This window comes from Sorangium sp. So ce448, assembly GCF_051520915.1.
Classification (GTDB): Bacteria; Myxococcota_A; Polyangia; order Polyangiales; family Polyangiaceae; genus Sorangium; species Sorangium cellulosum_B.
On sequence record NZ_CP150343.1, the window covers coordinates 1,139,593 to 1,152,517 of the forward strand.

Consider the following 12,925-nt stretch of genomic DNA (forward strand, 5'->3'; position numbering starts at 1 on the left):
TATCGCGGTTCATCGCGCAGGTGACGGCGAACGCGCCGGCCGTCCTCTCGAGCACGGTCACCTCGATGGCGATGTACCAGGAGCCTGGCAGCGGCGTGCCCCTCTATGAAAGCACACCCTCGTTGCTCCAGGCGCAGGTCACGAGCGGCCAGGAGCCGGTACGGTCGAGGTGCCGGAGGGCGTGCTCGAGAGCGGGCGGTACTACAGCGTGCAGATCACCGCGTACCTGGGCACGCACACGCGAGAGGCGCCTTTCAAGTACCGAGGAGCGACGCTGGCCCAGGCACAGACGTACACGGGCATGTTCACGCCCTGAGGGCGGGAGCTCGCCGGCGCGCACCGCGCCCAGGCGCCGGCGGTCGGGCCCGGGTTGGGGCCACACCCTCCCGACGCCCGGCGGGCTGGCGCCGCGGCCAGTCATCCCCTGCGGGTACGGTCCACGCCGGGAAGGGCGCAGGTCGTCCCGTGGGGGCGAAACTTGCATCCCGCATGGCCCGATGGAGCGGAATCGACGTCATGCGAACACGAGCGAGCTGAACAACCTGGTCCGACGCAACATCGAGACCCTGATCGCCGTACGGGAGGAGATGGAACGTGGGAAGACCCATCAAGAGATGGTGGCGGACGCGATCACCCGCTTCGCGGGGAGCATGCCTTTCGTTTATATCCATGCTCTCCTGTTCGGGGGCTGGATCGTGGTGAACCTGGGCGTCGTCCCCTGGATCCAGCCCTTCGACCCATTCCCTTTCGTGATGCTGGCGATGATCGCATCGGTCGAGGCGATCTTCCTGTCGACCTTCGTGCTCATCAGCCAGAACCGGATGCAGGCGCTCGCGGACAAACGGGCAGATCTGGATCTCCAGATCAACCTCCTCGCCGAGCACGAGGTCACGCGGTTGATCGGCCTCGTGGACGACATCGCCCGCCATCTCGGTGTCACCAGCGGACAGGACGCAACCCTGGACGAATTGAAGAGGGATGTCCGGCCCGAAGAGGTCATCGAGGAGATCGAGCGGGCGGCGCGCGATAGGCCCGGCACGTGAGGCCGCGTGAGCGCGCGAGGCCTGGATGAGCCCGGCCCGCAGCGCGGCGAGCCGAGCATGTCGAAGTTCAGCGTCACCTCGATCGAATCCTTCTCGGGCAGCACCGGGGGAGGGAAGTTTAAATATCTTGGAGACGTCAAGCCCCAGCTGCGGAACCTGCGGGCTCGGCGCAGCTCAGCGCTTGCCCTTGGCGCCGCCTGCCTTCGCCGCGCCGCCGCTGCTCCCATGCGCGTTCGCCTTGCCGCCGCCGCCATGGTCCTTGTCGTGGATCATGACCTTGGTGCCGCCGCCGCCATGGTCCTTGTCATGGATCATGACCTTGGTAGTGCCGCCGCCGTGGTCCTTGTCGTGGATCATGACCTTGGTGCCGCCGCCGCCATGGTCCTTGTCATGGATCATGACTTTGACCTTGTCGCCGCCGCCATGGTCCTTGTCGTGGACCATGATCTTGACCTTGTCGCCGCCGCGATCATGATCGTGAACCTTCACATCCACGTCGGCGCGCGCGCCGGCGTGCACGTCGACGTCAGGCCCATCGACGAAGCTCTTCACGAGGATGTTGACTCGCGGCGCCCGCGCGGCCGTCGCGATCACGCGCACGCCGGGCCGGTAGCCCCAGAGCGCCACGCGCGTCGTGCCGCGGAATCCGAGCGCGACCGTCAGTCGGAGCGGGTTCACCACAGCCGCGAGCTTGCCCACGAAGTAGAATCCGGCAGATGCCGGCGCGAGGACGAGCACCTCGGGTCGCTCGGCCACGAGACCCAGCTTGAGCGTTCGCCCTTCGATGGCGACCGGCTTGAGGTGAGCATCGAGCACATAGACGCGCACCTCTCCCGTGGCCTCGTTCGCGACCATCTCGAGCCGGTCGTCGCCGACCACCTGGACGGAGCCGCCGTGGGGGCCCACCGTGACCTCGGCCACCTTGCTCTCCGCGCTCACCCTGGCGCTCGCCACGAGCTCCGCCGTGCCGCCCGCGGGCACGTGCAGCACGCCGCTCCACGGCTTGCCCGAGATCGTGAGCGTGTAGCTGATCTCCGTCAGGTCCGCCTCGAGCTTCGGCCCCGCCGCGACAAGGAGCCCCGTCCTCGCGTCGATCGCGAGCGGGATCGTCCGTGCCTCTCCGGACGGCAGCTTCCAGACGAGCGTGCCGCCGACGTCCTCCTTGATACGCACACCGGAGCTTGCGGTGATGGCGGCCTTCACCTGGCCGTCGCCGTCGATGCGCCAGGCGACATTCCCCTCGTCGTGCTCCTCGACCAGCGCCGCGGCGCCGAGCTCCTCGCTCAGGGCCATCTCCGCGCTGGCCGTCGCGGTGGCCTCGCCGCAGGCGGGCAGGAGCAGGAGCGCGAGGGGGAGATACACCAGCGCGGTACCAGCCATACGGATCATCGGTTCCTCCGTTGCCATCCTGTGCCTCGCCGGCCAGCGCCGGCTCGGTCGTGGCATCCTCTCGACTTCCTGCAGCAGTGCGCCCGACAGGGCGCCGCGGCTCATCAATCTCGTGGTGGGGACATGTGGGGCGCCTGCGCGCCGTCCACCACACGATGGCCACGGCGTGCCACCATGGGCGCTGAGCGGGGACGGGAGGGTGGGTATGGTGCAGCGTCTCCACAGCAAGGACGCCAGGGGGGCTGTCTCCGCACCAGGGATGTTCTTGGGCCTCGTCCCGCCGGGTCACCGCCCCGGCGCCGCCGGCCTCAGGGGCGAGCTTCGGGTCGGGACCCCGAGCTGGCGTTGGTGAGCGCCGTCCCCCCGCCGGTGTCTGTGCCCCCGCCCGTGAACGGCGCCGTGCAGAAAAGCGCCTCGGCATTCGCCTTCTGGCAGTGGCCATAGGCGCCGGGGGTGCGGTCGCAGCTGAGGGACCGGCACTCTGCAACGTCGAAGCAGATGGCGCCTTCGGACTTGCTGCCGGGGGCGACGTCGTTCAGGCCGTCGTGACAGACGCCCTGATCGCAGTAACCGCTGTAGTTGTCGACGCTGACCAGACCGTCGAACGTGTCGGTGTTCACGCTGTAGCAGTCCTGGTGGCTGCGGCAGGCGGTGCATGTGGCGGCCAGGCTGGCCTGGGAGGTGATCTTCATGAGGCCGCTGGCGCAGTCGCCAGGGTCCAGGGCCTGCTCGCCGTTCTTGTGGAGGGTCTGGCAGGTGTGCTCCTCGGGATAGTCCCCGCCGGCGAAGTAGGCGCGCAGGGCAGCCGTGGTCGGCATGCAGCGGAGCCCGGGCGCGCACAGGTCCGTGTTGCTGTCGCAGGGGCTCCCCTCGGCTGGCAAGGGCGGAGCGGGGCGGCAACGGTCGCCGTCCGTCTCGCTGGTGCAGGCCAGCCCGGCGGCGCAGAACAGGTCGGGGCAGAGCTCACCCTCGGCGGGCAGCACCAGGCACGTCCCGGCGGTCGACTCGGAGCTGGCCGGTAGGCAGATGGTCCCCTTGCAGGGGTTCCCGCCCAGCGCCGCGGCGCCGGCCAGGTCGCAGGCGCTGCCCGGCTCCAGGGCCGGCTTCAGCAGGGCGGCGGTGTCCAGGGCGCCGTCGGGCTCGCGGCAGCCGTCGCCGGACCGGCGCAGGCGGGCGATGAGGTCGCCGCCGGCCTGTTCGTCGTAGATGAACTGGGGGTTGCCGAGGGCGGGCAGCATCGTCGCCTCGCACAGGGCGGTCTCGCCGGCGGCGCAGGCGTCGTCGTCGGCGTACTTGCCGGTCGCATCGGTGCAGCAGCCCTGCACCCCGGCGCAGCGGGCGGCGGACCATTCGGCGCAGAACGCGGTCAGGGGCACGGGCTCGGCGGGCGCCGGCGAGCTGCCGCCCGAGTCACCGCCCGACGAGCAGCCGGCCAGGGTCAGGGCGGCGGTGAGGGCCAGGGCGGTGCGTCGCAGCCACGGGGCGGTAGAGCGGAAGCAAGTCGATGTCATGGGCGCAGTTTCTATCATGTTGGTTAGCGGAGTTGACGGGCGGTGGAGCCCCAGCAACGGCCTGATCGCCTCGTAGACGACACGGCCGCGACGTGATCCCCGAGGGCGACGGCGCGGTTGAGGGCGCTGGCAGCTGGATGGTGTGCCGCGGCTCAGCACGCGAGCGCGCTGGCCCGGTGAAATTGTGAATGTTCACAGCAGCGCGCTCCTCGCTAGCCGAGCGGCAGGCTGGTCGATCGAAGTTGACACCGGACATGTGAACGCTCACAGTGTCGACCGGTCGTCTTGCTTTTACTTCGCTCCGGATGGGCCCTCATGGGCATCCAGGAGACGGTCATGAAGTAGCGCTCGGTCATGTCGCTCGCGGCTGGGATCGCGGTCCTGGCCAGTGGGGACCGTGGCTGCAGCAACGATCCCAGCGGAGGGAACCCCGGAAGCGACCCGACGTACCCCCGCCCAGCAGCAGGCCTCTCCGGGGGGCTGCACCATGAACATTCTGGTTGTGTTGTACGGCAACGCCAGCTGCTCGATGATGGGGTGGCGTACTGCTCGTACTCGTCATTGTCCTGTCGGAGCCAGCAGGCTGTGGCGTGAAGGGGGCCCGTTCGATGCATGGATGAGTTTGATACAGCATCACTTTTCCAGGAGTGAGGCGGACCGAACAAGGTTCGATATGCCGATCGACGTGCAGCATGGCTGTACGATGGGACGGTCGCTGCGAGGGGCTTGATTTCCGCGGTTGGATCTCCTGGCCCCCGGCATCTCATCCATTCTCACTCCAGCTTTTCGATCGCGCTCGCATGCCGAGCTCGGCCGGCGAGGTCCGCCGGTCGCAGGCGATTCTCGACGAGATTCGCGGGCCTGGCGCGCCGGGCGCTCGCGCCCGTGAGGGACTCGACCCCATGTCGGCGTCAAGTCGCCAGCGTGACTCCGTATCTGAGCTTATCGTACCTTCGTGAGGATCAGGCCCGCTCACGATGCACAATCGGCTTGACGTGCCTGCCAGCCCGGAACAATAGATTCCCTCTTCGTGCTGCCTGGCGCGCGAGAAATGAACTTATCCACTCTGCGCGCATCTTGACAATCATCCGCAGCGGCAATCGCCGGCGCTGCGGCCCGGTCGGGAGCCTTGCGCGCGCGGCGGGCGACCCCGACCTGCGCCAGGGCAGCGTTGAGCCGTGAGAAGACTCCAGTTTCACTTACTTAAGTTGACGAGGAGAACAAGATGAGACTCGGAACCAAGCAGAGCTTGCTTGCTGCGGCGACGGGCATCCTCGCCGTGTCGTGCGTCATCGGCCCCGAGGGGGCGTACGACGCCGAGCTCGAGGAGGCAGGCTCGCTCGAGGGCGCCATCACGATCGACACGAGCGCGGTCTACACGATCGCCGGCGTCCAGAGTGGAAAATGCGTGCAGGTGGCTGGAGGTAGCACCGCTGATGGAGCGGCCATGCAGATCGCCAGCTGCAACGGTTCGACGCGGCAACAGTTCCGCATGGAATCGGCAGGTGGCGGCTACTATCGCATCCGCAACGTCAACAGCAACCGTTGCATGGACGTCGCGGGCGCCTCCACGAGCGACGGCGCCGCCATCCAGCAATACTCCTGCTGGACCGGGACAAACCAGCAGTGGTCGTTCACGGACGTCGCCAGCGGCGTCGTGCGCCTCACCGCGCGCCACAGCGGCAAGTCCCTGGACGTCTACGGCCGCGGTACCGCGGACGGCACCGCTGTGATTCAATGGGCGTCGAACGGCGGCACCAATCAGCAATTCCGGCTCACGCCCGTGGGCTCGGGAACCGGCGGCACCGGTGGCTCCGGCAGCACCAGCGGCACGGGCGGCACGGGCGGCACCGGCGGCACCGGCGGCACGGGCGGCACCAGCGGCACGGGCGGCAGCGGTGGCTCCGGCGGCGGTACGGGCGGCACGTGCACCGCGTCACAACCGACCGGTCGAAACGTGTCGGGGAGCGGCCCTCATCGGGTGGTCGTCGAGACGAATTCGGACCCGGGCATCAACCAGGGCACCATCTTTCGTCCGGCGGATCTCGGTGGAGGCGTCAAGTATCCGATCTTCGTCTGGGGGGAGGGCGCATGCTCGCGAGACGGGCTCGCGAATCAAGCGGCCATGGCTGAAATTGCCTCGCACGGCTACTTCGTGGTGGCGGACGGGACACCGGTCAACAGCCAGCCCAACCGCGACCTCGGGAGCGGAGGCGACGTGCTGCGCGCCTACGTCGACTGGGTGATCGCCCAGAATGAGAAGCCTTGCAGCGCCTACTACCAGAAGATCGAAACCACGAAGGTCGCCGCGAACGGCTTCTCCTGCGGCGGCTTGATGGCGGCGGGGACCGCTGCAGATCCAAGAATGACGACCTGGGGACACACGAGCAGCGGATCTTTCTCGGCGAATCAGTCGTTCTACAACTCGATTCACACACCCGTATTGATCGTCACCGGCACCGCGGATAGCCTGGGCGCGAACGCGAACGGCGCGAGAGACTTCGCGAACATCGCCGCCTTGGGTGATATTCCGGTCATGATGTTCGCCAAGGTCGGCGCGGATCACGGGGGCGATCTGTGGGCCAGGAACGGCGGCGAGTTCACTCAGGTCAACCTGGCGTGGCTCAACTGGTGGCTCAAGGGCGACGAATCGGCCACCGGCAAGGGCGCGCTCGTCGGCCCGAGCTGCCGCTTCTGCACCGACAGAACCTGGCAGGTCTCTTCTGCCAATCTGCCCTAGGGGGGCTCGCGCTCGAACCGCCTTGCTCCGAGGAGCAGGGCGGTTTGACCGACCCTGGCGCACGCAGAGCGACCCTATCCACCCTGCGCGCGTCTCTACATTCATCCGCGGCGGCAAGGGCCGGCGCGGCCGCCCGCTCGGGAGCCTTGAGCGCGTTGCGAGCGACCCCGACCTGCGCCAGGGCAGCGTTGAGCCGTGAGAAGATGGAAGTTTCACTTACTTGACAGGATGAGGAGGACAAGATGAGATTCGGAACCAAGCTGAGCTTGCTTGCGGCGGCGACGGGCATCCTCGCCGTGTCGTGCGTCATCGGCCCCGACGAGGCGTACGACGCCGAGATCGAGGAGGCGGGCTCGCTCGAGGGCGCCATCACGATCGATACGAGCGCGGTCTACACGATCGCCGGCGTCCAGAGTGGAAAATGTGTGCAGGTGGCTGGAGGCAGCACCGCTGATGGAGCGGCCATGCAGATCGCCAGCTGCAACGGCTCGACGCGGCAACAGTTCCGCATGGAATCGGCAGGCGGCGGCTACTATCGCATCCGCAACGTCAACAGCAACCGTTGCATGGACGTCAAGGGCGCCTCCACCAGCGATGGGGCCGCCATCCAGCAATACTCCTGCTGGACCGGGACAAACCAGCAGTGGTCGTTCACGGACGTCGCCAGCGGCGTCGTGCGCCTCACCGCGCGCCACAGCGGCAAGTCGCTGGACGTCTACGGCCGCGGCACCGGGGACGGCACCGCCGTGATTCAATGGGTGTCGAACGGCGGCACCAATCAGCAATTCCGACTCACGCCCGTGGGCTCGGGAACCGGCGGCTCCGGTAGCACCAGCGGCAGCGGTGGCTCCGGTAGCACCAGCGGCACCGGCGGTACGGGCGGCACCGGCGGCACCGGCGGCACCGGCGGCACCGGCGGCTCCGCCGGCATGCCCAGCGCCGGCTGCGGCATGCCCACCTCCCTCACCAGCGGTAACCGCACCATCAACGTCAACGGCACCACGCGCCAGTACGTGCTCGACATTCCGGCGAACTACGACCCGAACAAGGCGTATCGGCTGGTGTTCGGCTGGCACTGGCTCGGCGGGTCGGCCAACGACGTCGTGAACAACGGGTACTACGGGCTCAAGGCGCTGGCGAACGGCAGCGCGATCTTCGTCTCGCCGAACGGCATCGACAACGGCTGGGCCAACACGGGCGGGCGCGACATCGCCTTCGCCCGCGCCATGGTCGACTCCCTCAAAGCCAACCTGTGCATCGACACGAGCCGTGTCTTCTCGACCGGATGGAGCTACGGGGGGATGATGTCGAACGCGCTCGGCTGTGACATGCCCGACGTCTTCCGCGCCATCGCGCCGATGTCCGGCGCCCTCTACAGCGGCTGCAACCAGTCCAACACCCAGCCCGTCGCCGTCTGGATGTCGCACGGCCTGTCCGACAGCGTCGTCCCCATCTCGGCCGGAAGGGCGGCGCTCGACGTCTTCGTGCGCAAGAACGGCTGCAGCACCCAGACGAGCCCCGTGGGTTCGAACTCGTGCGTCGCCTATCAAGGGTGCCGGGACGGATACCCGGTGCACCGCTGCGAGTTTCCCGGTGACCACCAGACGCCGAGCTTCGCGAGCTCGTCCATCTGGAACTTCTTCACGCAATTCTGACCTCGCGCCCCGCCGACGCGGCGGCTCGGGCGGCGGCTGACGCGCCCGCACGAGCCGCCGCGTCGCCCGTCCCTCTTCACGCCACAGCCTGCGGGCGTGAGCTAGGACCGGTGCAGCCTCAAGCCCTGCTGCCCAGCGCCGCCGAGCCCCTCCCTCAGCTTCATCGACGGGATCTCGTAGTCGCCGTGATTCTGCGGTCGGTAGGCGATTGGCCTGTCGACGAACAGCCGCTCGAGGCGCCGATCGAGGTCGATCGCGATCGCCTGGAATCGCTCCTCGTCCATCCGCTCGGCGCGGTAGACGACGAAGGGATCCAGCACCGAGAAGCCGGGATAGAAGAGGATGCCGTGCTGGATCGGAAACAGCAGGTCGTCCATCGGCCCGTTGATGCCGCGCTCCGAGTAGTGGTCGGCCCAGCCGCCGGCGGTGAGGGCGAGCATGGCGCGCTTGCCGGCGAACACGCCCTCTCCGTAGCGATCGCCCCAGCGCCGGTCCGAGTGCTCGCCGACGCCGTAGGCGAAGCCGTGCGCGAAGACGCGCTCGACCCAGCCCTTCAGGATCGCCGGCATGGAAAACCACCAGAGCGGGAACTGGAGGATGACGGCGTCGGCCCAGAGGAGGCGCCGCTGCTCCTCGGCCACGTCCGGCGTCTGCATGCCATGCTCGAACGCGCGGTGGGAGGCCTCGATGACGCGCAGAGGGGCGCCCGCCGGCTCGGCCGGGAAGTCCGCGCCGTCGAGCGCTGCCTTCCAGCCCTGCGCGTAGAGGTCGGAGGCGAGCACCTCGTGCCCGGCGGCGGTGAGCGTCGCGACCATCCGGTCGCGGAGCGCGCCGTTCAACGAGCGCGGCTCGGGATGCGCGTAGACGATGAGGACCTTCATGGCATGTCCTTTCCGAGGAGCGTGTTCGTCTCCTCCGGCAGTGAATCAGCGGATAGGCCCGGGGGCGGCCGGGTGGATGCGCAGAAACTAGGCCTCTCCCCGGCATCGTTGAAGTCACGGTTCATCTGTGCTGCTATCGACCTGGTGGATAGCAGCCGCCTCGATCTGAACCTGCTCGTCGCGCTCGACGCGCTGCTCGCCGAGCGCAACGTGACGAGGGCTGCAAAGCGCCTGAACCTCAGCCAGCCGGCGCTGTCTGCGCAGCTCCAGCGGCTGCGCGAGCTCCTCGGCGACCCGCTGCTGGTCCCCGCGCAGCGCGGCATGACGCCCACGAGGCGCGCGCTGGAGCTGCAGGCGCCGCTGCACGAGGCGCTGGAGGGCGTGCGTACCGTGCTCGCCGCCGGCGCGGGCTTCGATCCCGCGACGTCCGAGCTGACGGTCGCGATCGCCGCGTCCGACTACGTGCAATATGCGGTCTTGATGCCGCTCGCCTTCCAGCTCCGGCGCGAGGCGCCGGGCGTGCGGCTGGCGTGGCGAGCCCTCGACGTCGCCCAGCTCGCGGGCCAGGTGGAGCGCGGCGAGGTGGACCTCGCCGTGCTGACGCCCGAGCTCGCGCCCGAGCACCTGCGGAGCAGGAAGGTGCTCGACGAGCGCTTCGTCGTCATCGTCCGGCGCAATCACCCGCTGGTGTCGCGCACCATCAGCCTCGACCAGCTCTGCGCGCTCGACCACGTGGTGGTGAGCCCGCGCGGCGGCGGCTTCACCGGCGCGACCGACGCCGCGCTCGCGGCGCTCGGGCGCGAGCGGCGGGTGGTCCTGTCCGTGCCCTCGTTCCTCATGGTGCCAGAGCTCGTGGCGCGCTCGGACATGGCGGCGCTCGTCCCCGAGCGCCTGGCGCGCGACCGCGCCGACCGGCTGGAGCTCCTTCCGCCCCCTGTCCCCGTGCCGGGCTTCGCCATCGTCATGGCGTGGCACCACAGGACAGCCAGGCACCCGGCGCTCACCTGGCTCCGGGACCGGGTGCGATCGCTCGCGGGGGATGTTCGATGATGGCGCCGCTCGGCGCGGCGAGGCCGGCGAGGCGGGTCGCGGGCTGTCACCCGTTCTCGCGACCGGACCACTCCCGGGCGAGCGCCAATGTCCTGCGGTTCTCCGGGACGTCTTCGAGGAAGCTCTTCTGATAGGCGGAGTCGGGGATCGTCGCAGCCATGGAGAGGAGGCGCGCGCGTGCGCCGGCGAGGGCGGCCCGGGGCTTGACCAGCGGGCCCGGATTGGGCCCACGCCTTCCGAGCGGGTGCGCTCCGTCGTCACGCTCCTCCCAGATCCTGGGGGATCCAACGGATCGCACCGGTTCGCCCCCGCAGTTTCGTCCTTGGGCTCCTTCCCTGGTGCAGGACAGCGGACAACGGACAACGGAAAGATCAGCAATTCCAATTGCTTATGGAACGCTCACCGTGTCGATCGCTGGTCGCGAGGTCGCGCATGCTACCGTCCGTTCCGATCATGGAAGGTTCGATCCTTCGGCACATCGTTGCGAGCGATGGGACGCGCATCGCGTGGCACACGCACCAGCGCCCAGGCGACGATGTGCAGCTGCGAGATCGAGCGCCCGTCGTCCTCACGAACGGCCTCAGCACGACGGAGAACTTCTGGAAGCACCTCGTCAGCGCGCTCGCAACGACCACCCACCTGGTCCACTGGAGCTACCGGGGTCACGGGCAGAGCGAGACGGCGCGCTCGGGCGACTACGCCATTCCGACCCACGCAGACGACCTTCTCCGGGTGACGGAGGCGGTCCGTGCTCGTAGCACGTTCGCCGGCGCGCCGGTGCACATCGCCTTTTCCATGGGCGTCACGGTGCTGCTCGAGCTCTATCGCCGCCGCCCTGATCTCGTGCGCGCGATGGTGCTCATCGCCGGCGGCGCCGATCACCCCTACGCGTCGAGCGCCGCTTTCCGGATCCCCGGCGCGCGCGCGGCCCTCCGTGCGGCGCTGCGGACGGCGGCCCCCATCGTTCCTCGCATGGCGCCGGTCGTGCGCCGCGTCACGGCGTCCAGCGCCCTCTTCCCCCTGGGCCAGGCCGCGGGCGTCTTCGGGCCCGAGGCGCCTCGGGAGGAGCTGGAGCATTTCCTCCGCGCCGTCGGGACCATGGACCTCCGCGCTTACTGGGAGTCTCTGCGGTCGTTGATGGCGGCGCGCGCGTCGGACGTCCTCCCCCACGTGCGGGTGCCGGTCCTGGTGATCGCGCCCGAGCGCGACGTGATGGCCCTGCGGGCCGATCTCGACATGCTGCGCCGCCTCACCCCGGGTGCCGGGTGGATGATCGTGCCCCGCACGGGCCACGCGATGCTCCTCGAGGCAGGGGGCGCGGTATCGGCCCGCATCCAGGAGTTCTTGCTCGGCCTGCAGTAGCCAAGAGCCCGCGGGCCAAGCTCCCGCCAGCTGCACAGCCGCCTCGCCTGTCGCCGCTCCCTCCTCGCGCGGTATCGCAGCTGAGTGAAGCGAGGCGTCCGGATGAGGGCGGGTGATTACACCGACCCGAGGTCGCTGGGAGAGGCGTTCGCCGGCGGAGACAAGCTGCCGGTGGTGTCCGGGATCGTGAAATAAAACGTGCTGCCCTCGCCGAGCCTGCTCTCCACCCAGATCCTGCCGCCGTGAGCCTCGACGATGCTCCTGCAGATGTAGAGGCCGAGGCCCAGGCCTCTCCTGTCCTTCCCAGCGGCCTGCCAGAATCGCTCGAAGACGAGCTCCAGGAGGCCGTCGGGTATTCCAGGGCCGGTGTCGCTCACCGACAAGCGAAGCTCGCCGCCAGCGCGCTCGCCGCGAACGCGGATCGTCCCTTCCGGCGCGGTGAACTTGAGCGCGTTCGAGACCAGCGCGTTCGAGACCAGATTGGAGAGCACCTGGAGCACCCGCTCCTGGTCGAAGTCCGCCGGAAGGCAGCGCTCGGCGACCTCCAGCTCGACGAAAATTCCCTTCTCCGATGCGGCCGGCTGGAACGTCTCCACCGTCTCGGCGAGCAGCGCGACCGCGTCGCCGCGCTCCAGGGTGGTGGCAAGCTTGCCGGACTCGATGCTCGCGACGTCCACGAGATCGTTGATTAGCCTGCTCATTCGCGCGGCATAGCGTCGAATTCGCTTGGCTGCCAGGGCGGGCCCGCTCTCCTCGCCGTGCGCGGAGCCACCCCTCGCGAGCAGCTCGACGCTCATGACGATTCCGCTGAGCAGGTTTCTCAGGTCGTGGCTGACGATGCCCAGGAAGTCGTCGCGCTGCGAGAGGGCGTCGTCGGAACGGGCGCGCTCGGTCCACAGGTGCCTGTCGGTCTTGTCCCTCTCCAGCGGCAACAGGCTGGACAGGACACGGGCATGCTCGGCGCGCTCGCGGCGGAGGCTCTCGTCCGCAGCGGCCCGCTCACCTCGGACAACATCTTCTTCCAGCGATCGTCTTTCGGCGATGGCGCCGCTCGCCTGATCGCGGGCGCCGGCATCGTCCGCTCGGCGATCCGCCTCCTCGCGAGCGGCGCGCAGCACCGCGTCGGCGCGCTGCCGGAAGCGGCTGATGGCCTCGTCGGACTTCTCTTCGATGTCCGCCCACCTCTCGGCCAGCGCCCGGTCGGTGTCATCCCGATAGATACGCAGGTCCTCGTCCGCCTCATCGTGCTCTGGCCGCGGTTTTGTGTCTTCGACCGCCATACCCTGGACGCTAG

10 protein-coding genes are annotated in these 12,925 nt (G+C 68.8%); 6 read left to right on the top strand and 4 right to left on the bottom strand.

Annotated features, from left to right (window positions below; all coding sequences use genetic code 11):
• Nucleotides 1-181: 181 nt before the first annotated feature.
• Both WMF45_RS04235 and WMF45_RS04240 read left to right on the top strand, forming a co-directional pair.
• Nucleotides 182-316 (top strand): hypothetical protein, encoded by a 135-nt coding sequence (locus WMF45_RS04235; protein WP_437715684.1) that lies wholly within the window; start codon nucleotides 182-184, stop codon nucleotides 314-316.
• Nucleotides 317-497: 181 nt separating this feature from the next.
• Entirely contained in the window at nucleotides 498-1,043 is a 546-nt protein-coding gene (locus tag WMF45_RS04240) for a DUF1003 domain-containing protein (RefSeq protein ID WP_437715685.1), read from the top strand.
• A gap of 174 nt (nucleotides 1,044-1,217) precedes the next feature.
• Here the strand turns inward: WMF45_RS04240 and WMF45_RS04245 are convergent, their stop codons facing one another.
• Nucleotides 1,218-2,432, bottom strand: a complete 1,215-nt coding sequence (locus WMF45_RS04245) for a hypothetical protein (protein ID WP_437715686.1) — start codon at nucleotides 2,430-2,432, stop codon at nucleotides 1,218-1,220.
• Between the two features lie 308 nt (nucleotides 2,433-2,740).
• On the bottom strand, nucleotides 2,741-3,943 hold the full coding sequence (locus WMF45_RS04250; RefSeq protein ID WP_437715687.1) for a hypothetical protein: 1,203 nt from the start codon (nucleotides 3,941-3,943) through the stop codon (nucleotides 2,741-2,743).
• 1,249 nt (nucleotides 3,944-5,192) lie between these two features.
• Between WMF45_RS04250 and WMF45_RS04255 the strand changes: the two genes are divergently transcribed.
• Nucleotides 5,193-6,683: an RICIN domain-containing protein gene (locus tag WMF45_RS04255; protein WP_437715688.1), complete on the top strand. Its 1,491-nt coding sequence runs from the start codon at nucleotides 5,193-5,195 to the stop codon at nucleotides 6,681-6,683.
• Nucleotides 6,684-6,925: 242 nt separating this feature from the next.
• Complete coding sequence (locus tag WMF45_RS04260; protein WP_437715689.1) at nucleotides 6,926-8,338, top strand: RICIN domain-containing protein; 1,413 nt, start codon at nucleotides 6,926-6,928, stop codon at nucleotides 8,336-8,338.
• 101 nt (nucleotides 8,339-8,439) lie between these two features.
• On the opposite strand, the gene WMF45_RS04265 is transcribed toward WMF45_RS04260, so the two are convergent.
• The gene (locus WMF45_RS04265) at nucleotides 8,440-9,219 is read right to left on the bottom strand and encodes an NAD(P)H-dependent oxidoreductase (protein WP_437715690.1); all 780 of its coding nucleotides are present in this window, start codon (nucleotides 9,217-9,219) and stop codon (nucleotides 8,440-8,442) included.
• A gap of 144 nt (nucleotides 9,220-9,363) precedes the next feature.
• Between WMF45_RS04265 and WMF45_RS04270 the strand changes: the two genes are divergently transcribed.
• Both WMF45_RS04270 and WMF45_RS04275 read left to right on the top strand, forming a co-directional pair.
• Complete coding sequence (locus WMF45_RS04270) at nucleotides 9,364-10,269, top strand: LysR family transcriptional regulator (protein ID WP_437715691.1); 906 nt, start codon at nucleotides 9,364-9,366, stop codon at nucleotides 10,267-10,269.
• Between the two features lie 453 nt (nucleotides 10,270-10,722).
• On the top strand, nucleotides 10,723-11,631 hold the full coding sequence (locus WMF45_RS04275; protein WP_437715692.1) for an alpha/beta fold hydrolase: 909 nt from the start codon (nucleotides 10,723-10,725) through the stop codon (nucleotides 11,629-11,631).
• 116 nt (nucleotides 11,632-11,747) lie between these two features.
• On the opposite strand, the gene WMF45_RS04280 is transcribed toward WMF45_RS04275, so the two are convergent.
• Complete coding sequence (locus WMF45_RS04280) at nucleotides 11,748-12,911, bottom strand: ATP-binding protein (protein WP_437715693.1); 1,164 nt, start codon at nucleotides 12,909-12,911, stop codon at nucleotides 11,748-11,750.
• Nucleotides 12,912-12,925 lie beyond the last annotated feature (14 nt).